General features: G+C 75.1%; 18 protein-coding genes. 10 read left to right on the top strand and 8 right to left on the bottom strand.

Annotated features, from left to right (window positions below; all coding sequences use genetic code 11):
* Positions 1-62: 62 nt before the first annotated feature.
* Both OG896_RS35885 and OG896_RS35880 read right to left on the bottom strand, forming a co-directional pair.
* Positions 63-629: a GNAT family N-acetyltransferase gene (locus tag OG896_RS35885; protein ID WP_329372106.1), complete on the bottom strand. Its 567-nt coding sequence runs from the start codon at positions 627-629 to the stop codon at positions 63-65.
* On the bottom strand, positions 626-1,324 hold the full coding sequence (locus OG896_RS35880; RefSeq protein WP_329372104.1) for a CGNR zinc finger domain-containing protein: 699 nt from the start codon (positions 1,322-1,324) through the stop codon (positions 626-628). Before OG896_RS35880 ends, OG896_RS35885 begins: the two co-directional genes overlap by 4 nt.
* A 56-nt stretch (positions 1,325-1,380) precedes the next feature.
* Between OG896_RS35880 and OG896_RS35875 the strand changes: the two genes are divergently transcribed.
* Positions 1,381-2,670: an MFS transporter gene (locus tag OG896_RS35875; RefSeq protein ID WP_329372102.1), complete on the top strand. Its 1,290-nt coding sequence runs from the start codon at positions 1,381-1,383 to the stop codon at positions 2,668-2,670.
* Between the two features lie 510 nt (positions 2,671-3,180).
* Complete coding sequence (locus OG896_RS35870) at positions 3,181-3,384, top strand: hypothetical protein (RefSeq protein WP_329372100.1); 204 nt, start codon at positions 3,181-3,183, stop codon at positions 3,382-3,384.
* Between the two features lie 361 nt (positions 3,385-3,745).
* Here OG896_RS35870 and OG896_RS35865 read toward each other — a convergent pair whose 3' ends face one another.
* Entirely contained in the window at positions 3,746-4,192 is a 447-nt protein-coding gene (locus OG896_RS35865; RefSeq protein WP_329372098.1) for a cupin domain-containing protein, read from the bottom strand.
* Positions 4,193-4,433: 241 nt separating this feature from the next.
* Here OG896_RS35865 and OG896_RS35860 point away from each other — a divergent pair, with 241 nt between their 5' ends.
* On the top strand, positions 4,434-4,931 hold the full coding sequence (locus OG896_RS35860) for a metallophosphoesterase family protein (RefSeq protein WP_329372096.1): 498 nt from the start codon (positions 4,434-4,436) through the stop codon (positions 4,929-4,931).
* 16 nt (positions 4,932-4,947) lie between these two features.
* On the opposite strand, the gene OG896_RS35855 is transcribed toward OG896_RS35860, so the two are convergent.
* The 4 genes from OG896_RS35855 to OG896_RS35840 form a co-directional block, all read right to left on the bottom strand.
* On the bottom strand, positions 4,948-7,353 hold the full coding sequence (locus OG896_RS35855) for an FUSC family protein (RefSeq protein WP_329372094.1): 2,406 nt from the start codon (positions 7,351-7,353) through the stop codon (positions 4,948-4,950).
* A 97-nt stretch (positions 7,354-7,450) separates the two neighbouring features.
* On the bottom strand, positions 7,451-8,317 hold the full coding sequence (locus tag OG896_RS35850; protein WP_329374488.1) for a DMT family transporter: 867 nt from the start codon (positions 8,315-8,317) through the stop codon (positions 7,451-7,453).
* A 291-nt stretch (positions 8,318-8,608) separates the two neighbouring features.
* The gene (locus OG896_RS35845; protein ID WP_329372092.1) at positions 8,609-9,208 is read right to left on the bottom strand and encodes a GNAT family N-acetyltransferase; all 600 of its coding nucleotides are present in this window, start codon (positions 9,206-9,208) and stop codon (positions 8,609-8,611) included.
* 78 nt (positions 9,209-9,286) lie between these two features.
* Positions 9,287-10,360 carry a LysR family transcriptional regulator gene (locus OG896_RS35840; RefSeq protein WP_443057202.1) on the bottom strand — a complete coding sequence of 358 codons (1,074 nt, stop codon included), beginning with the start codon at positions 10,358-10,360 and terminating at the stop codon, positions 9,287-9,289.
* A 37-nt stretch (positions 10,361-10,397) separates the two neighbouring features.
* Between OG896_RS35840 and OG896_RS35835 the strand changes: the two genes are divergently transcribed.
* The 5 genes from OG896_RS35835 to OG896_RS35815 all read left to right on the top strand — a co-directional run bounded on the left by OG896_RS35835 (position 10,398) and on the right by OG896_RS35815 (position 16,638).
* Entirely contained in the window at positions 10,398-11,678 is a 1,281-nt protein-coding gene (locus tag OG896_RS35835) for an MFS transporter (protein WP_329372089.1), read from the top strand.
* Between the two features lie 227 nt (positions 11,679-11,905).
* Positions 11,906-13,156 carry an MFS transporter gene (locus OG896_RS35830; RefSeq protein WP_329372087.1) on the top strand — a complete coding sequence of 417 codons (1,251 nt, stop codon included), beginning with the start codon at positions 11,906-11,908 and terminating at the stop codon, positions 13,154-13,156.
* Positions 13,157-13,600: 444 nt separating this feature from the next.
* Positions 13,601-14,089, top strand: coding sequence for a cation:proton antiporter regulatory subunit (locus OG896_RS35825; RefSeq protein ID WP_329372085.1), 489 nt, complete (start codon positions 13,601-13,603; stop codon positions 14,087-14,089).
* Positions 14,090-14,095: 6 nt separating this feature from the next.
* Positions 14,096-15,481 (top strand): cation:proton antiporter, encoded by a 1,386-nt coding sequence (locus OG896_RS35820; RefSeq protein WP_329372084.1) that lies wholly within the window; start codon positions 14,096-14,098, stop codon positions 15,479-15,481.
* Between the two features lie 101 nt (positions 15,482-15,582).
* Positions 15,583-16,638 carry a PucR family transcriptional regulator gene (locus OG896_RS35815; RefSeq protein WP_329372083.1) on the top strand — a complete coding sequence of 352 codons (1,056 nt, stop codon included), beginning with the start codon at positions 15,583-15,585 and terminating at the stop codon, positions 16,636-16,638.
* 61 nt (positions 16,639-16,699) lie between these two features.
* Here the strand turns inward: OG896_RS35815 and OG896_RS35810 are convergent, their stop codons facing one another.
* On the bottom strand, positions 16,700-17,491 hold the full coding sequence (locus OG896_RS35810) for an isocitrate lyase/PEP mutase family protein (RefSeq protein ID WP_329372081.1): 792 nt from the start codon (positions 17,489-17,491) through the stop codon (positions 16,700-16,702).
* Between the two features lie 252 nt (positions 17,492-17,743).
* On the opposite strand from OG896_RS35810, the gene OG896_RS35805 reads away from it, so the two are divergent.
* Together OG896_RS35805 and OG896_RS35800 are read left to right on the top strand one after the other, a co-directional pair.
* On the top strand, positions 17,744-18,868 hold the full coding sequence (locus OG896_RS35805; protein WP_329372080.1) for a Dyp-type peroxidase: 1,125 nt from the start codon (positions 17,744-17,746) through the stop codon (positions 18,866-18,868).
* On the top strand, positions 18,865-19,683 hold the full coding sequence (locus tag OG896_RS35800; RefSeq protein WP_329372078.1) for a family 1 encapsulin nanocompartment shell protein: 819 nt from the start codon (positions 18,865-18,867) through the stop codon (positions 19,681-19,683). The genes OG896_RS35805 and OG896_RS35800 overlap by 4 nt, the downstream gene beginning before the upstream one ends.
* Positions 19,684-19,714 lie beyond the last annotated feature (31 nt).

Raw genomic sequence — 19,714 nt, 5'->3', positions numbered from 1 at the left:
GGGCGACGCGGTCGCCGCGGGACGCCCGGCAGCGGGTAGCCGGGCAGGCGGCGGGACGGGGGTCAGTCCGCGGGCGGGGCGACGGAGAAGCGCAGGCACGCGACGGCGTGCGCAACGGCCGGCGGGTAGTGGTCCTCGCGGCTGACCGTACCGCCGGCGGGCTCGGCGGCCTCGGCGGCGACCTGCGGCCAGAAGCGGGCGGCGACGTGGTTGGCGTGGTCGAAGTCGAGGACCCACCGGCCGGGGTGCCGGCGCAGGGTGTGGAGCGCGGCGAGGCGGCCCGTACCGTGCCTGCGGTGCCCCCGCAGTACGAAGAACTCGCTCATCTCCCGCTCGCCGTCCGGCAGTTCGCGGGTCATGGTGAATCCGGCCAGGGCCCCGCCCACCCGGATGAGGCACGCCTCCCGGCTCGGCTCGGTGAAGTACGCGTCGAAGTAGCGATAGCCGAACGTGCCCTGCGCGGTGATGTCTTGAGGGCGCCAGGCGGAGAAGTCGTACAGGTAGAGCTGGAGGAGGCGGGCCAGCACGGGCCGGTCGGGCGGCGCGACCGGGGCCAGTTCGATCGTGGAGCCGCTCGCCGGACCGTTCACCGGGCCGCTCGCGGGGCCGTTCACCGGGCCCTTCGTCATGACGACCGCCTCCCGACAGCCCGCCGCGCGGACAGCGGCACCGGCGACGGCACTTGCGGCGGGTCGGATGCTGCCGCCGCGCGCGCCCGGTGCACGGCGACCCGCTCGCGGGTGGCGCAACGGCGCGAGCAGTAGCGGCGGTTCGGGCCGCGCCCCTCGGTGACGTAGACGTTCGGGCAGCGCGGCGAGGCGCACAAGCCGCCGGGCGGGCGCTGCCGGTCCCAGACCAGGACGGCGAGCGCCATGCAGGAGGAGGACAGGAACCACTCGGCCCACGGCGCGTCGTCGTCGCTGTCCAGGTGCGGGTGCCAGGGGCTGCCGCCGGCGTGCGAGGTGAGGCGGAGCGGGCCGGTGCCTGCCGCGAGCAGGCGGTTGAGGCGGGCCGCGGCCTCGTCGACGTGCCCGGCGGCGAACACCTCGCGCAGCAGGCCGGCGGCCGCACGCAGGTCGGCGAGGTCGGCGGCGGTGAAGGTCAGGGGTGCGGCCTCGCCGTACGCGCGCAGCACGGCGGCGACCGCGTCCCGGGTACGGGCGTCGGCGGCCTCGTTCGCCGCCGCGCCGACGGACACCTCGGCACCCTGATCCGCCCGATGTCCCTCCACCGCAAGCGCGTTGACGAGGTCGGCGGTGCGCCTGGCGTTGGCCGCCACGGAGTGCCGGGTGGACCGGTCGTCGTACGGAGCCGGAGATGACATCCGCACACTGTAACGCATGTGGCGCATGTTTGAGCTACCCGCGTAACGTCACTCGCATGGAAAAGCGTCACAGTGGCCGCGCCCTGCGGTGGTATCTCGGCGGTGCGGCCGCGGCCCGGGTCGGCGACGAGATGTCGGGGCCCGCGCTGCTGCTGGCGGGGCTGGCCGCCACCGGTTCGGCGTCCCGCGCGGCGGCGGTACCGGCCGCGCTGATGGTGTCGGCGGCGGCCGGAGGGCCGCTGTTCGGCGTGCTGCTCGACCGCTCCGCCCGCCCCGGACGTCTGCTGGCCGCCGCGCTCGGCGGCTACGCGGCCGCCCTTGCGGTTCTCCTCGCGACGCTGGACCGGATGCCCATCGCCGCGACCGTTCTGCTCGGGGTGCTCGCCGGCCCGCTGGGACCCGCCCTGTCCGGCGGCTGGACCTCGCAACTCCCCCGCGTCGTCACCGCCGGCACGCTCGCGCGGGCGAACGCGCTCGACGCGATGACCTACGACCTGGCGAGCCTGGTCGGCCCCGCGCTCGCCGGGCTGGTGGCCGGGTTGTCGGGGGCGCCGGTCGCCGTCGCGGCCGCGGCCGCGCTCATCTGCCTGGCGCTGGCCCCCGCGTGGGCACTGCCGCGCGCACCCGCCGAGCCGACGGAACCCACCGAGCCCGCCGAGCGCGCCGTCCGGCGCCCGCCGCACGCCCCGATCCGCGCCGACCTCGCCGCCGGGTTCCGCGCGATCCACCGCGCACCCGCGCTCGCCCGCGCGACGACCGCCTCCGTGGTGTCCTGCGTCGGCGCCGGCATGTTCATCACCTGCGCCCCGCTGCTCGGCGCGGCGTCGCTGGGCGGGGCCGGGCACGGCGCGTACCTGCTCTCCGGCGCCGCCGCGTCCGCGCTCGCCGCCAACACCCTCCTCGCCCGCCGTCCGCGCGCCCTGCGCCCGGACACCGTGCTGTGGTCCGCCACCGTCCTGGTCGGTGCCGCGCTCCTGCTCGCCGCGACGACACGCCCGCCGGCCCTCGCCGCCGCCGCGATCCTCGCCGGCGCCGGCCAAGGCCCGCAGCTCACCGCCCTGTTCGCGATCCGCCACCGCGACGCCCCCGCCCACCTGCGCGGCCAGGTCTTCACCACCGGCGCCAGCCTCAAGACCACCGGCTACGCCCTCGGCACCGCCCTCGCCGGCCCCCTCGCCACCCGCTCCCTGCCCGGCGCGCTCCTGACCGCCGCCGCCTTCCAGGCCCTCGCGGCCGTGTCGTTCGCGCTCGTCGGCCGCCGCCGCGACCGCCCCCCGGCCACCGGCGCCGAAGCGACAAGCGGTACGGAAGACGGCCGCACGCGACCTGCTGACGCCCCCCGCTGACGAAGTCGGCCCAGCCGGTTGCGGCCGGGACGAACACCGCCGACACGAACGCGGCCCACCCGAGGCACGGAGTGCCCGACCGCGTCACGCGCTCGTCGCGGAACGGGTGTGGGCACGCTTGGAGCGGGAGTTCGCCCGTGATCATGGGAGGGGACGTCGGCGAGCACGGGGTATGTGCAACGGCCCGCACGTGTCGCGGTCATCGGAGTGGGCGTTCTCGGCGCCCGCGTGGGCTGGAACCTGTCGCGGCACGGGGCCGAGGTGGTCTTCATCGACGCGGGCCGGCCGGGCGAAGGGTCACCAACTGGTCCTTCTCGTGGGTCGACGCCAGCAACAAGACGGCACGCAGGCCCTCCTTCGACCTGAACGTCGCGGGCATGGCGGAATACCGTCAGTTCGCCGAGACCATCGGACCGGACCCGTGGTGGCACGAGAGCGGCAACCAGGGCCGCGCAGACCAGAGTTGCCGCGCCCGCGCCTCCCACCGCACCGCACTGCACCGCCGAGGCTGTGCCCGAGCACGTCACGCGAGTGCAGCGCCGGCGCGAGGGCGTGCGGCACGATCACGCCGAGCACGGTGACACCGTCGGCGATCCGCGCCCGCAACGCGTCCTGGACCGCGAGCAGGACGCCACCGCCACGCAGACCGAGACCGCGGCACAGAATGACGGTCAGGTGACATGGCACGGCTCCCTTGCCGAACTCCAAGGGTGAGCAACGCCGGTGAGCAACGCCCTGTCGGTCGCTGTGCGCTCGTCCGGTCGCACGTTTCGTTTACCCGACAACCCCGCCCGGAGTCGGCGCGCCATCGGAGACGGGGTCGCGGTGGAGGTCGCCCCCGGGTCGGAAGTCGGCGTCCGCCCCGTCGTCACCGGGCCGTACGGCGATCGGCGGGAGGCGCCGCGGCGTCACCCGTTCGGCGCAGCGCGCCCACCGCGCGGAGCCCGGCCGTACGCCCCCCGCACGGCACCGGACCTGCGCAGATGGGACACAGGGCACATCGACATGCGGTGCCCGCCCCCGCCGGACGGCGCCGCCCACCGGTCCCCGGAGCGACACGACCGCACGAGCGCCGCTATCGCCGCCGCAGCAGCGTGAAGTCCGCGAAGTCGAAGCCGGGGGTGACCACGCAGCTGACCAGCACCTCGCGGTCGGTGGCCGGCTCGGCGCGCTGCCAGGAACCGGCGGGGGCCACGGCGTGGAAGCAGGGGTCGGCGCCGGATGCCGGGTCGGCGGTCAGCAGGTGCTCGGTGACGCCGTCGGGCGCGGGCCCGGGCTTGCTGGTGCGCAGCAGCAGCGGGCCGCCCTGCTGCCAGAACCACACCTCGTCCGATTCGACCTTGTGCCACTCGTAGTGCTCGCCGGGCGTGAGGAGGTAGTGGATCATGGTCGCGGAGGCGCGGGTGCCGCTGCCCGTGGGGTGCGCCAGGGGCACCGGCGAGGTGTAGATCCTGCGGTACCAGCCGCCCGCCGGGTGCGGGCTGAGGTCGAGCGTGCGGGCGAGTTCGGGTACGTGTGTCATCGTTCGTCGGCCTCTGTCGGAAACGTCGGTCCCGCCCCATTGTGCGGTACGCCCACGCTCCCGCCCGCGTGCCCGGCCCGGCGCGCGGGAGCCGCGTGGGACGATCGGGGGACGCGGCCCCGCCACCGGCCACCTCCACCGGACCCGTCCACCCCACCGCCATCGGCCACCGCCATCGGCCACCGCCATCGGCCACCGGCCCCGGGCCGACCGCCCCGATCCGCGAAGGAGACCCCCGCCCGTGCGCCTGCTGCTCACCACCGACACGCACGTGCCCAAGCGGGCCCGGGAGTTGCCGGCCGCGCTGCTCGCCGGGATCGACGCCGCCGACGTCGTCGTGCACGCGGGCGACTGGGTGGACGAGGCGACGCTCGACCTGCTGGAGGCCCGGGCGCGGCGGCTGGTCGCGGTGTACGGGAACAACGACGGCGCCGGACTGCGGGCGCGGCTGCCTGAGGTGGCACGGGTACGGCTGGGTGGCGTGCGGTTCGCGGTGGTGCACGAGACGGGCCCGGCGCGCGGGCGGGAGGAGCGCTGCGCGGCGCTCTACGAGGACGCCGACGTGCTGGTCTTCGGGCACAGCCACATCCCGTGGGACTCGGTGGCCGCGAACGGGCTGCGGCTGCTCAACCCGGGTTCTCCGACGGACCGGCGGCGCGAGCCGTACCGCACGTACATGACGGCGGAGGCGGACGGCGGGACGCTCTCCGGCGTCACGCTGCACCGGCTGGAACCGTGAGCGGCGGGGCGGCCGTTCAGCCCGCGGGCCGGGCCTGCGCCGTCGCGCCGCCCGCCCCGCCCGTGCCGCCTGCCGCGCGCCGGCTCGTGCCGTCGTCCTCCATCGGCGCCCGCAGCGGCCGGGCCAGCGCGGTGATGCCCTCGTCGAGGCGTTGCAGGTGGCGCAGCACGCGGTAGGTGACGGTGCCGGAACGCAGGTTGCTGCTCCCGGAACCCTCCAGCATGGACGCGATACTCGGCCCGGTCCGCACCTCGGGCCCCTTGCGGGCCGCCGCGCGCTGGTCGGTGTCGCCCTCGGGCGGCGCGGCGGCCGTGGCTCCCGACACCGCGACCGCGACCGCCCGCTCCTTCGTCGACTCCTGCGCCTCGACGTGGCTGATGAGCGCGTCGATGTTGTGGGCGATGCGCGGGCCGACCGCGGCGAGCCGGGGATCGGCGGCCACGCTCCGGCTGTAGGGCACGAGTTCGGCGGTGGCCGCCAGGGCACGGGCGTGGTACGCGCAGGTCTCCAGCAGGGCGACGAGGTAGCGGGCGGTGCGGCGGCGGACCCGCAGCGGTGTGATCGGGTAGGTGAGCGGGCTGGTGGAGCGGCGCAGGGCGTCCAGGGCGGTGTCGAGGTCGCGGGACATGTCGACGAGGTCGACGGCCGGGCCGCCGCCGAGCTGGTCCACCGCCGCCACGGACACGTCGCGCAACCGGGTCAGGACGGTGACGAGTTGGGCGTCGGTGTGCTCGTCGGTGCGGATCGGCAGGACCAGCACGGCGGCGATCACCCCGCACGCGGCGCCGAGCGCGGTCTCCTCGATCCTCAGCACCAGCACGGACAGGCTGTAGGTGTGCAGCAGGGTGTAGAGCAGCCCGAGCATGGCGGTGACGAAGAACGACATCAGCGTGTACGACACGGGCGCGGTGAAGAACATCGCGAAGATGAAGACCAGGACCAGCGCGAACGCGGTCCAGGTGTGGTGACCGATCGCGCCGGCGAGCAGGACGCCGGCGACGACGCCGCAGACGGTGCCGATCAGCCGCCGGTAGCCCTTGACCAGGATCTCGGCGGTGGAGGAGGTGTTGAGGAACACCACCCAGCAGGTCAGTACGGCCCAGTACCAGCGCTGCGAGGACAGGAACTCGCCGCCGAGGACGGCCAGCGCGGAGCCGGTGGCGACCTGGAAGGCGGCGCGGTTGCTGGGGCGGTCCAGACCGGTGCGCACGCTGGGCGCGGAGTCGTCGGCCAGCGCCAGGTCCTCGGCCTCGAACTCCTCGCGGGAGCGTACGGTCTCGGGCGCGTCGTCGGAGTCGTCGCCGGGGCCGTCGAGGGCCATCCGCAGGCCGAGGACGGCGCGGGCGGTCTCGCCGATGCCGCGGAAGGCGTCCTGGATCGCGGGGGTGGCGCGGGGCAGGTTCGCGTCGTCGCGATAGGCGAGCAGGCGGTTGCGCAGGTGGGTGACGGCGGTGCCGCGGCCGTCCTCGGAGAGGCGGGCGACGAGCAACTGGAGGGCGCGCATCTCCTTGCGCAGGGTGCGGACGGCCTCGTCCTCGTCGCCGAGGCGGCGCACCGGCGCGGGCAGCGGGGCGTTCGGCAGGTGCAGGGTGAGGGTGTCGGCGTGGCCGCTGCCGCGGGTGTTGAGCAGCAGGATGCCGAGCCGCTCGGCGGCGATCTCGGCGTCCACGACGCGGCGTTGGAGCTGGTTGGCGGTGGCCGGGTCGGAGGTGCCGTCCTCCAGCCTGGCCTGGATCATCAGGGCGCTCTCGTGCAGCCGTGCGGTGTCCTTGCGCAGGTCGGCGACGGCGCTGTCGAGGTGGTCGGCCGGGGACTCCAGCACCTCGCGCTGGGTGGCGACGAGTTGCACGGTGCGGGCCCGGAACGCCTGCCGCAGCCGGCGCAGGGTCCGCTCGGGGGTCTCGGGCACGAACGCGAATCGGGTCAGCGCGCTGCACGCGAACGCGATGGTCAGGGTGAGGCAGAGGCCGGGCAGGTCGGAGGGGGTGGCGTGCACGAACAGCGAGACGAAGTACACCTGGAAGCTGATCATGCCGATCGCGGTGTAGCGGTCGCCGAACCGGCGGACGTAGGCGCAGACGAAGATCAGCAGCACGAAGAAGATGTCGCCGACGACGACGTGCGGGTTGAGCAGCGAGCCCAGGGACACCGAGGCGAGCGCGGCCGGCAGCCCGAGCGCGAGGGTGACGGCCTGGTCGGGCACCCGCTTGTCGCGGATGGCGAACGTGGAGACCATCGCGGCCATCGCGCCGGCCACGAGCTGGGTCACCGGGGTGTCCATCACGGCGAGGACCAGCAGCGCCAGGCCGATCGAGCCGACCGTGCGCAGGCCGGCCATCAGCCGCAGCAGCCCGGGGTCGGAGGCCGAGTAGCGGTCCCACAGGTCCGTGAGCGCCCGTCGTGTGCCTCGTGTCCCTGCCATCGCCACTGTCGTGTTCCCTCGGCTGTTCGATCACGCCCAGCATCCCACGCGCGGCGTCCGGACCCGCGCGCGGCACCCCGTGCCGTTGCCGTGCCTGCTACTTCGTGCCCAGCTCGCGGGTGAGCCCGACCGACTTGGAGAGGTAGACGGTGCCGGCCACGACCATGGCCACGCCGAGGAGTTCGGGAAGGAACCACCAGCCGGTGCGGATGTGTTCGGCGTAGACAGTCAGCCCCAGCACCAGGCTGAGGGTCGCGTCGCCGAGGGTCAGCGCCGGCTGCGAGACGGCGATGGACCCGGACTGGAGGGAGTTCTCCAGCAGGAAGACGGCCGCGATCCCGCACAGCGCGAAGCCGTAGGTCTGCCAGGCCGCGAGGAACGCGCCGAAGCCGTGTGCGGAGAAGGTGTTGGCGGCGGACTTCATCAGCGCGGCGGTCAGCGCGTTGGCCGCGGCGGCGGCGACGCCGAGCAGCGCGGCGCGGACCGGACCGGCCCGGCGGTGCCGGGCGAGGGCGACCGCGGCCACGGTGAAGCCGCCCACGCCGGCGACCGCCGGCACCCAGCGGGCGAGTGACGCCTGGTCGGTGCCGCCGTCGGGGGCGGCGCAGGCCAGCGCGATGGCCAGCCCGACCACCATGCAGCCCACCGCGACCCAGCCGCGGCCCGGCAGGGTGCGCTGGAGCACGGGCATGGCGATCAGCAGCGCGAAGGGCAGTTCGAGCACGAACACCGGTTGGGCCAGCGCGAGCGGGCCGGTGACCAGCGCGAGCGCCTGGAACAGCGCGGCGAGGGCCACCCCGCAGATGCCCAGCAGCCACACCGACTGGTGCAGCATGTCCACCAGCAGCCGGAAGCGCATCGCGTCTTCGGCGGGCACCCGCCTGGCGGCCTTGCGTTGGAAGACGGTGCCGGCCGCGTTGCTGGCGGCACCGAGCAGCGCGAAGAGCACACACAGCACCAGCAGGGCGAACCTCCCGCAGCGTCCCTCACGGGTTCTCCGCGCGCGGGCGGAAAACCGTATCGAAGCGGCGCCGAAGCGGCAGCGCCGAACCGGCAGAGCATGCAGGACAGGACGTTACCCGTGGCGGCCCGCGCCGGGTGCCGCCGACATGCCGCAGGACGGGTGCGGGGTCGGCTGCACGGCGGAGGATCACCGGTCACGGGCGGAGGGTCGGCTGTCACGGCAGCGGACCACCGGTCACGGCGGAGGATCGGTTGTCACGGCGGCGGACCACCGGTCACGGCAGCCAGTCGGCTATCGCGGTATCGGCTCCGCGGGGCTCGCCGGCAGTTCGATCCGCCAGTCGTTGCACCTGATCGGGTTCCCCTTGGGGTACTCGAAGCCGACCTCGCCGAGCAGGGTGAAGCCCGCGCGGCGGCACACCGCGTTGGACGCCGGGTGGTCGACGGACGGGTACGCGTGCAGGTGGCGGCGGGTGCCGATGGCGGCCGCCCGCTCGACCACGGCCCTGGCCGCGGCGGCCGCGATGCCGTGGCCCTGGAACTCGGGGAACACACCCCAGCCGGTCTCGTAGACCGGTTCCTCCTGCCAGACCCGCCCCCAGAACCCGATGGAGCCCACCGCCTCCTCGGCCGGACCGGCACCCGTACCTGTACCCGTACCCGCGCCGATGTTCGCCATGACCACGTACATCCGGCCGCCGTCACCGTCGAGCCGGAGGTAGCGCTCCTGGCGAGCGAGCAGCTGCGACTCGCTCTCCGGGCCACCGAGATGCTCGGTCATCTCCGCCGAGTTCGTGCGCCTCAGCACCCACAGGTCACCCTCCTCCCACTCCCTCAGCCGCACCGTCGCCGGCGCCGCCGGTCGTCCGTCCACTGCCCGCACCTTGCTCATGTCCGGACCCTATGCCCGCCCACTGACAATGCCCCTGGCCAGCAGGAACGCCGGAGCGGTGGGCCCGCCCGGGTGGCGTCACCTCGGCAGCAGCGCGCCCTTGCGGCCGAGCAGGAACGCCTTGAACGCCGCGACCGGCGCGGTGTCGCGCTGCCCGTCCAGCCACGCCACGCCGATCTCGCGTACGGCGCGCTGCCCGATGAGGTCGAGTTCGGTGACGCCGGGGCGGGGCACCGCGGGCGGCGGCAGCAGCGACACGCCGAGGCCGGCCGCGACCAGCCCGCGCAGCGTCTCCGCCTCCTCGCCCTCGAACGCGATCCGCGGCGCGAACCCGGCCTCGGCGCACAGCGCGTCGGTGATCCGGCGCAGCCCGTACCCCGCCTCCAGGGTGACGAACGGCTCGGCCGCCAGGTCCGTGAGGTGGACCCGGCGCCGGTGGGCGAGGCGGTGCCCGGCCGGCACCACCAGCCGCAGCCGCTGCTGGTCCAACCGGCGGACGACCAGGCCGGGTTCGGCGGGCAGCGGCGAGGTCAGGCACAGGTCGAGGGCGCCGGCCCTGAGCCGTTCGAGCATGGCCTCGCCGTAGGTCTGCACGAGGTGGAAGCGGACCCGCGGGTGGTCGGCGCGGAAGGCTCGCAGCAGCGCGGGGACGGTCTCGGGGCCGAGGGTGTGCAGGAAGCCGAACGCGACCCGGCCGCTGCCGGGGTCGGCGTCCACCCTGACCTCCTCGGCGGAGCGCTCCACCTCCGCGAGCGCGCGTTCGGCGGCCTGCTGGAAGGTCAGGCCCGCGCGGGTCAGCCGCAGCGTGCGGCCCTGGCGGGCGAAGAGGGTCACCCCGAGGTCGGCCTCCAGGCGGGCGACGGCGCGGCTGAGGGTGGACTGCGGCATGCCGAGGTGGTCGGCGGCCCGGGTCATGTGGGCCTCGCGGGCGACGGCGGCGAACTGGGCGAGGCGCGGGGCGAGCAGTACGGCCCAGGCGCCAGGGGACAGTTCGGCGGGGGCCGGGGCGGGAACTGGAGCCGGGGCGGAAGAGGAAGCCCCACCCGGCTCCGCCGCCGTGCCCGCGCCTTCTTCCTCGTCGTCGCCGCCCACGGAACTCCCCTCCGTACTGCGCTGATGCTGTGCCGGATCGATTCTGCCCCTTCCATGCATTGGACGCATGCGAACCGGGGCCCCTAGCGTCGCTGTCATGGACCCCGCAGATACGGGAGCGGCCCTACCCGGCGCGGGCACGGCCGCTCGGCCCACCGGCGCCGGAGCGCCCGTGCACACGGCCCCGGCCGACTCGGCCGACCCGGCCGACGACCGGCTCCGCGCCGGCACCCCCGCCTACCGCCGCGCCAACCTCGCCCTGTTCGCGGCCGGCCTGGCCACGTTCGCGCTGCTGTACTCCACCCAGGCGCTGCTGCCCGCGCTCTCCGCGGGGCTGCGGCTGTCCCCCGCCCAGGCGAGCCTGACCGTCTCGGCGAGCACCGGCGCCCTCGCGCTCACCTTGCTGCCGGCGAGCGCGCTCAGCGAGAAGTACGGGCGGACCCGGGTGATGACGGTGTCGGTGTTCACCGCGTCCCTGCTCGCCCTCGCGGTGCCCTTCGCGCCGAACCTCGCGGTGCTGGTCGCCCTGCGCGCCCTCCAGGGCGTCGCGCTCGCCGGGCTGCCCGCCACCGCGATGGCGTACCTCGCCGAGGAGGTGCACCCCTCCGCCGTGCCCTCCGCGATCGGCCTGTACGTCGCCGGGAACTCCATCGGCGGCATGAGCAGCCGGGTGGCCGGGGGCGCGCTCGCCCAGGCCTACGGGTGGCGTACGGCGCTGTTCGCGGTCGGCGCCACCGCGCTGGTCTGCGCCGTCGCCTTCCGCCTGCTCGCCCCGCCCGCACGCCACTTCAGCCCCGGGTCGATCTCCCCGGCCGCGCTGGGCCGTACGGTCACCGGTCACCTGCGCGACGCCCGGCTGCGCCGCCTGTACGCGGTGGGGATGCTGTTCATGGCCGTGTTCGGGGCGGTGTACACGGTGCTCGGGTACCGGCTCACCGCCGCCCCGTACGGGCTGTCGCAGTCCGCGATCGGTGCGGTCTTCCTGGTCTACCTGGTCGGGACGGGTACGTCCGCCGCGTCCGGGGCGCTCACCGCGCGGGTGGGGCGGCGCGGCGCCTTCGCGGTGGCGCTCGCGCTGTGCGGGGGCGGGCTCGCCGTGACGTGGGCGCGGCCGCTGTGGGCCGTGCTGGCCGGGCTCGTCCTCATCACCGGGGGGTTCTTCATCGGGCACGCGGTCGCGTCCGGCGCGGTGAGCCGTACGGCTCTGACCGGGCGGGCGCAGGCGTCGGCGCTCTACCTCACGGCGTACTACATCGGGAACAGTCTCGGGGGGACGCTCGGGGCTTCCGCCTACCACCTCTCCGGGTGGACAGCGACCACGCTTCTCGCGTTCCTCGCGCTGCTCCTCGCCGCGCCGGCGGCTTTGCGGCGACCCTGACCCCCGGGGTTCCCCGCCCCCGTCCCGGGACCGCCCCTCGGTGGCAGCGCTGGTGGCGCGGTTCCCCGCGCCCCTGCCGGCTGAGGCCCTCCGTGGCCGCGCGAATGGTAGGTTCGGGGGATGTTCTTCCTCTGTGCGTAGGGCGCTGGGTGCGCGCCGCCCGTCGGTGAGTTGACGGGTGAGGTGCGCGAGACGGCCCATGCCACTGCGTATTCCAGGGGATACCCATGTCTTCGCCAGATCCGGCGGCGTCCTACGCCGCCGTGTTTCGCCTGCCCCATGCCCGTGTCACGTTCGGCGCCGCGCTGGCGGGGCGGCTCGGGTACGGGGTGCTCGGTCTCGCCCTCGTGCTCTCACTGACCGCGGCCGCCGGTTCGTTGGCGGCCGGCGGGCTGCTGTCGACGGTGTTCGGGACGGTGTCGGTCGTGCTGGGCCCGGCACGCGCCGACCTCGTGGACCGCTGGGGCGCCCGCCGCGCCCTGCCGTCGCTGGCCCTGCCGTTCGCGACGGCGCTCCTCGCCCTGGCGTGGTGCGCGGGCCCGTACTCGGGGGCGGCGGGCCGCCCGGGTACGGCCGTGCTCGCGCTGCTCGCGGCGGCCGCGGGCTCGCTCTGCCCTCCGATCGGGCCGACGATGCGCGCGGTGTGGGGCGCGCTGGCGCCCGACGAGGCTTTGCTGCAAAGGGCGTTCAGCCTCGACACCGTCGCGGAGGAACTGCTCTTCCTGGTCGGCCCGCTGATCGCGGTGGCGATGCACCCGGTGCCGGCGCTGGCTCTGTCGGGCCTGCTGATCGCGGCGGGCTCGTGCGCGCTGGCGGCCTCCCCTGCGGCGCGGCTGACGGCGGCGCCGGACCCCGGTGCGCCGCAGGGGCGGAAGGGCAAGGTGCGGAGCCGGCTGCGGCTGCTGTCCGCGGAGGGTGCGGGCGTACGGCGGGCGGCCGGCGCGGCGCTGGCCGTGGGCGCGTGCCTGGGCGGCATCGACCTGTACGTCATCGCGTGCGCGGACCGGGCGCACCACCCGGGCGCGGTCGGGTGGGTGCTGGCCGGACAGTCCGCGGGCAGCGCGATCGGGGGGCTGCTGCACGGGCGGATGGCGTGGCGGCGCTCGGCCGCGGGAAGGCTGTCGCCGCTGCTGGCGGCGCTGGCCGCGCTGCTCGCCGTGGACGCGGCCGCCTCGGGCGTGCTGCCGCTGCTCGCGGTGTGCGTCGCGGCGACGGGCACGCTGATGGCGCCCGCCTTGTCCACGGCGTACCTGGCGGCGGCCCGGCTGGCCCCTGACGGCACCGCGACCCGGGCCACCGGCTGGGTCAACTCGGCGGTGAACGCCGGTTCGTCGGCGGGCGGCGCGCTCGCCGCCGTCCTGGTGGCGACGGCCCCGCTGCCGGTCTGCTTCCTGGCGACCGCGGCCGTACCGGCGCTCGGCGCGCTCAGGGCAGGAGTCCGCGGGCGGAATGGGCAGGTAAGGACCACGACCCCCTGATTTCGCCCATTACCTCATACGGTACAATTCTTTACCTGACCAATACCAACGGGCAGGTGAGCGGGAGGGATGGCGGCATGGTGCGGTACGAAGCGACCACCGCGTGCTCACCCGTCGTTCCCGGCGTTCTGCGGGGTGGACCGGCGGGCAGCGCATGGGCGATGCCCGCCGGGTGCGCGCCACGCGACCGGGTTCCCGATATCGGCGCCTGAGGTCCGCGCGGTTCCTCCGCCGGACCCGGCGCCCCGCACCCTGTCCCCCACGTGGCGTCTCCGCCGTCCGTGGCGGGTTCGCACGACCCGGGACCGTGGCCTGGCGCGTCGTGCCCGGCCGCCGCCAGGCGGCCGGGCCGGCGCGAAAAGCACGCCCCGCGCACCTCTCCGCACGCGCACACGCACCAGCAGGATTCCGTCCCCCACCCCCGTACGCCCCTTGGAGCACGCCATGGGCCTGTCGGCTCACGTTCGCAAGACCCCGCTGCCCGGTGTCGGCAGCCGCTACGACCTCGACACCGACGCCGGCGGGCACCTGTCGGTCGTCGTACACCAGGACGGGCGGCGCGTGCTCGCGCTGCGCGACCCGCAGGACGACGACGCGTGCACCGACGCCGTCCCGCTGACCGAGGCCGAGGCCGGGGCGCTGGCCCGGCTGCTGCTGCCGGACCCGGTGGCGAAGCTGCGCCGCGCGCAGGTCGGCATCGACCTGGTCACCGAGCGGATCGAGATCGACAGCCGGTCGCCGTACGCCGGCCGCACGCTCGGCGCCACCCAGGCACGTACCCGCACCGGCGCCTCGATCGTCGCGGTGTTGCGGCGGACCTCGGCGCATCCGTCGCCGGCCCCCGACTTCCGTTTCGCGCTCGGGGACACGCTCGTCGTCGTCGGCACTCGCGAGGGCGTGGACGCCGTCGCCGCACTCATCACCGGAGGATAGCCGCCCGTGCACAACACGACGTCCATGCTCGTCGAACTCGGGGCGATCATCCTCGCCCTGGGCCTGCTCGGCCGGTTCGCCGGCCGGGTGGGTTTCTCCCCGATCCCCCTCTACCTGCTCGCCGGGCTCGCCTTCGGCCAGGGCGGCATCCTCCCGCTGGACGCGAGCGAGGACTTCGTCGCCACCGGCGCGGAGATCGGCGTGGTCCTGCTGCTTCTCCTGCTGGGCCTGGAGTACAGCGCGTCGGAGCTGGTCACCAGTCTCAGGACCCAGTACCCCTCCGGCGCGGTGGACTTCGTGCTCAACGCGGTACCCGGCGCGGTCGCCGCGCTGCTGCTGGGCTGGGGCCCGGTCGCCGCGGTGGCGCTGGCCGGTGTCACCTGGATCTCCTCCTCGGGCGTCATCGCGAAGGTGATGCGCGACCTGCGCCGGCTCGGCAACCGGGAAACCCCGGTCATCCTGGGCGTGTTGGTGATCGAGGACCTGGCGATGGCGCTCTACCTGCCGATCCTCACCGCGCTGCTGGCCGGCGCCGGTCTGGCCGGCGGCACCGTCACCCTGCTGATCTCGCTGGGCACGGTCGGCGCGGTCCTCTACCTGGCGCTGCGGCACGGCCGCTTGATCAGCCGGGCGGTCTCCTCGGACAACCCCGAGATGCTGCTGCTCGTCGTGCTCGGCCTGACCCTGCTGGTGGCCGGTGTCGCCGAACGCCTCCAGGTCTCCGCGGCCGTCGGCGCGTTCCTGGTCGGCATCGCGCTGTCGGGTGACGTCGCCGAGGGCGCGAGCAACATCCTCACCCCGCTGCGCGACCTGTTCGCCGCGGTGTTCTTCGTCTTCTTCGGACTGTCCACGGTCCCCGCCGACATCCCGCCGGTGCTCGTGCCCGCGCTGATCCTCGCGCTCGTGACCGCCATGACCAAGGTCGGCACCGGCTGGTTCGCCGCCCGCCGGGCCGGCATCAAGACCCCGGGACGATGGCGGGCCGGCGGCACCCTGGTGGCCCGCGGCGAGTTCTCCATCGTCATCGCCGGGCTCGCGGTCGCCAAGGAGCCGCGCATCGGCCCCCTCGCCACCGCCTACGTGCTGATCCTGGTCGTCCTCGGCCCGCTCAGCGCCCGCTTCACCGAGCCCCTGGCCCGCCGCGTCACCGCCCATCTGCCGCGCCGGTTCGCGCCTGCCGCGCAGCCCGCACCGGCCGGCCCGTCCGAGGCCGCGCCCGCGCCCACCGGTGACGCGGCGCCCGATGCCACGCACGATGCGGCGCCGGATGCCACGTCCGGCAGCGAGGCCGGCGCCGGCCCCGAACCGGATCTCGGGTCCGACCTCGAAGCCGAACTCGGGCCCGAAATCGGCCCGGAGATAGGGCCGGAGGCCGCTCCCGCGAAGAGCTGACCCGAGGCCCGCACACCGCGCACCACACCCACCCACCCGCCGCCGTGACCGGCGGCCCCGCGCACCAACTCCCACCGGCACCGGCGACGATCGGGGGCACCATGACCGTGGACAACCTGCCGCAGACCTTCCTCACCGGCTATGCCGAGGTGCTGCTCAAGGCATCGGCCACTGGACGCCGACTCACCCGGGAGGAACTCAGCAGCCACCGGGCGATGGGTGCGCGGGCGGCCGAGGCGGGCTACGACTGGCGGCAGATCCTGCGCGAACACCTCGCGGCCGGGCGGGTCGTACGGCCGCGCTCGGCCGCGGACCTCGACGGCGTGCTGGCCACCGTCGGACAGGCGCTCGACGCGTTCGCCGACGGCTACCAGCGGGCCCAGCGCGCGGCCGCGCACACCCATGACACGGCCCGGCGGGCGTTCATCGGCGGCCTGCTGTCCGGCACCTTCGACCCGGAGGCGCTGGCCGTGGACGCCGAGCGCTTCGGCCTGCGACTGTCGCACACGCACAGCGTCGCGGTGGCGGTCGGCCCCGAACCGTACGACGACACGCACGCGGTGACGCGGAAGGTCAGCACCGACACGCTCAGCCGGTTCGGCAGCCGCGGGGTGCTGCTCGCCGCGGTGGACGGCGCGCTGGTGTGCGTGACACCGGGCGGGCAGGACGACGTGCCGGCCCACTTCGCCGAACGCGCGGTCGCCGCGGGTGCGGTCCGGGTCGCGATCGGCCGCGCGCGGCAGGGCGCCGCGGGGTGCGGGCACTCCTACCGCGAGGCGCTGGGCGTGCTGTCGGTGGCGGACCGGATGGCGTTCGAGGAGCCCGTCCTGCACGCCGTCGACCTGCTGGTCTTCCCGGTGCTGACCCGCGACCGGCAGGCCCTCACCGATCTCGTGCAGACCATGCTCGGCCCGCTGGAACAGGCGCGCGGCGGCGCCCGACCCCTCCTGCGCACCCTCGCGGTGTACTTCGACGCCGGGTGCGTGACCGCCGAGGCGGCCCGGCGGCTGTCGCTGAGCGTCCGGGCGCTGACCTACCGGCTGCAGCGCGTCCGCGCGCTGACCGGCTCGGACCCGGCCGACCCGCGCCACCGCTACGCGCTCCAGACCGCCGTGATCGGCGCGCGCCTGCTCGACTGGCCGGAGAACGGCCCCTGATCGGCCCGGACAGCCCCTGGACGGCCCCGGTCGACCCGGCCGTGAGGGGAGCACCCCCCGCTCAACGGCCGCCGGTGCGCTCGTAGCCGACCAGCCGGGCCTGCAGTTCCTTGTACGGGGTCGCGCCCGGCAGGTCGGTGCGGCCGTCGCGGACGGCGGCGGCCACGGCGGTCGCCGCGTGCACGGCGGCGCGGTAGGGCAGCGAGCCCGTGCTGACCCGGCGGACCCCGAGCCCGGCCAGGTCGTCCAGGGTGAGGTCGGGCACCACCAGCACGTTGAGCGGGACCGGGATGCCCGCGGCCAGCTCGCGCAGCACCTCCGGGTCGGTGGCGCCCGGCACGAACACGCCGTCGGCGCCCGCCCGTACGTAGGCCGCGGCGCGCTCCAGCGTGGCGGGGATCTCCGCCTCGGTGCCGAGCCAGTACGTGTCCACCCGGGCGTTGACGAACAGGTCCGGGCAGCGGTCCTTGACGGCGGCGACCTTCGCGGCGTGCGCCTGCGGCGCGACCAGCCGTTCGGCGGTGCTGTCCTCCAGGTTCACCCCCGCCAGGTTCGCCCCCGCCGCTTCGAGCCGCGCGACGTACTCCGCGACCTCGGCGGGGTCGTCGCTGTAGCCGTCCTCGACGTCCATGCTGAGGTGGGCGGGCAGCGCGCTCAACGCGCGGGCCAGCGCGAGGTTCGCGTCCTTCGTTGCGCGGCCGCCGTCGGGCCGGCCGAGCGCGGACGCCACCCCGAAGCTGGTGGTGCCGATCGCCTCGAAGCCTGCGTCGGCGAAGGCCAGCGCCGACGGCACGTCCCAGGCGTTGGGCAGGACCAGGGGCCGCGGGCCGCGGTGCAGGTCTCGGAACGTCATGGTCCGCACGTTAGCCCCTCACAGGTCGCGCCCCTTGGTTCACGGCTGGTTTGCGGCCCGCTTTTCGCGGAAGAAGCCCAGAATCCAGGGCACGGAGGCACTCACCGGGAGCCCGCCACCCGCCGGTGGCCCCTCGGCCGGCAGAACGCACCGGCCGCGGGGGACACGCCCGGGCACTCCCGGTGAGCGGGGGTCCTGGGCAGTAGGGTCCAGGTGATTCACCGGACGCCGCCCGCACAGGGGAGAGTTGGATTGGCCACCGAGCCGGAACCGCAGCCCGTACTGAGCCCGCTCACGTCCGCCGCGATCTTCCTCGTGGTGACGGTCGAGGACGGCGGCGAGCAGACCGCGCGCGAACTGCTCGCGGACCTCGCCGGGTTGACCCGCGCCATCGGGTTCGGTGCGCCCGACGGCAAGCTGAGCTGCGTCGCCGGGGTCGGGTCGGCGGTGTGGGACCGCCTGTTCGACTACCCGCGGCCCGCGGGCCTGCACCCGTTCACCCCGCTGGAGGGCCCGCGGCACCGCGCGGTGGCCACCCCGGGCGACCTGCTGTTCCACCTGCGGGCCACCCGCCTCGACCTGTGCTTCGGGCTGGCCGCCCAGATCATGGACCGGCTGCGCGGCTCGGTGGTCGTACGGGACGAGGTGCAGGGCTTCAAGTACCTGGACGTACGCGACCTGCTGGGCTTCGTGGACGGCACCGAGAACCCGGTCGGCCCCGCGGCGCGCGAGGCGGTGCTGATCGGCGCGGAGGACCCGCGGCACGCGGGCGGCAGCTATGTGATCGTGCAGAAGTACCTGCACGACCTGGACGGCTGGAACGCGCTCCCGGTCGAGGCGCAGGAGCGCATCATCGGCCGGACGAAGGCGACCAACGTCGAGCTGGACGAGGACGACTCGCACGTCGCCCTGAACACCGTCACCGGCCCGGACGGCGAGGAGCAGGACATCCTGCGGGACAACATGCCGTTCGGCAGCCCGGGCCGCGGGGAGTTCGGCACGTACTTCATCGGCTACGCCCGCACCCCCGACGTGACCGAGCAGATGCTGCGGAACATGTTCCTGGGCACCTCGGCCGCCTCCCACGACCGCATCCTCGACTTCTCCACCGCCGTCACCGGCACCCTCTTCTACGTGCCGTCCGCGGACTTCCTCGACGACCTGCCGGACGCCCCCGGGAGCGGGACCGCGGCCGGAGCCACGGTCGGGTCCGCGGTCGGGTCCACGGCCGGGTCCGCCGCGCAGCAAGCGTCCGGCCCCCCGTCCGTACCCGCGCAGGCGCCCGTACCGGAACCCGCGCCGGCATCCGCCCCCGCACGGTCCGCCGCCGACGGCAGCCTCGGCATCGGCAACCTGAAAAGGAGCACGCCCTCGTGAACAACCTGCACCGCGAACTCGCCCCCATCTCCGACGCCGCGTGGGCCGACCTGGAGGCCGAGGCCCGGCGCACCTTCGCCCGCAACGTCGCGGCCCGCCGCATCGTGGACGTGCCCGAGCCCGGCGGCCTCGAACTGTCCGCGGTGGCGACCGGGCACCTGGACGAGATCGCCGCGCCCGGGCACGGCGTGACCGCGCGCACCCGCCGCTCGCAGCCCGTGGTGGAGCTGCGGGTGCCGTTCACCGTGGACCGCGGCCAGGTCGACGACGTCGCGCGCGGCGCCAAGGACGCGGACTGGCAGCCGGTCAAGGACGCGGCCAAGCAACTCGCCTACGCCGAGGACCGGGCGATCTTCGAGGGGTACTCCGCCGCGGGCATCACCGGCATCCGGGCGGCCTCGTCCAACCCCGAGCTGACGCTGCCCGCGGACGTGCGGGAGTACCCGGACGCGATCAGCCACGCCGTCACCACGCTGCGGCTGGCCGGTGTCGACGGCGCTTACACGCTGGCGCTGAGCGCCGACGCGTACACCGCGGTCAGCGAGACCTCCGACCACGGCTACCCGATCCACCAGCACCTCGCGCGGCTGCTGGACGGCGAGATCGTGTGGGCGCCGGCGATCGACGGGGCGTTCCTGCTCGCCACCCGCGGCGGCGACTTCGAGCTGCGGCTCGGCCAGGACGTGTCGATCGGCTACCTCGGCCACACCGCCACCACCGTCGACCTGTACTTCCAGGAGTCGCTGACGTTCCTGGTGCACACCGCGGAGGCGGCCGTGGCCCTCCAGCCGTCGTCCAAGCCCACCGCGGTCTGAGCGAGCGGTTCGAAGGGTTCAGGCACTTCAC

It is taken from the genome of Streptomyces sp. NBC_00669 (assembly GCF_036226785.1).
Lineage (GTDB): Bacteria > Actinomycetota > Actinomycetes > Streptomycetales > Streptomycetaceae > Actinacidiphila.
This window is presented reverse-complemented; position numbering and strand designations above follow the sequence as displayed.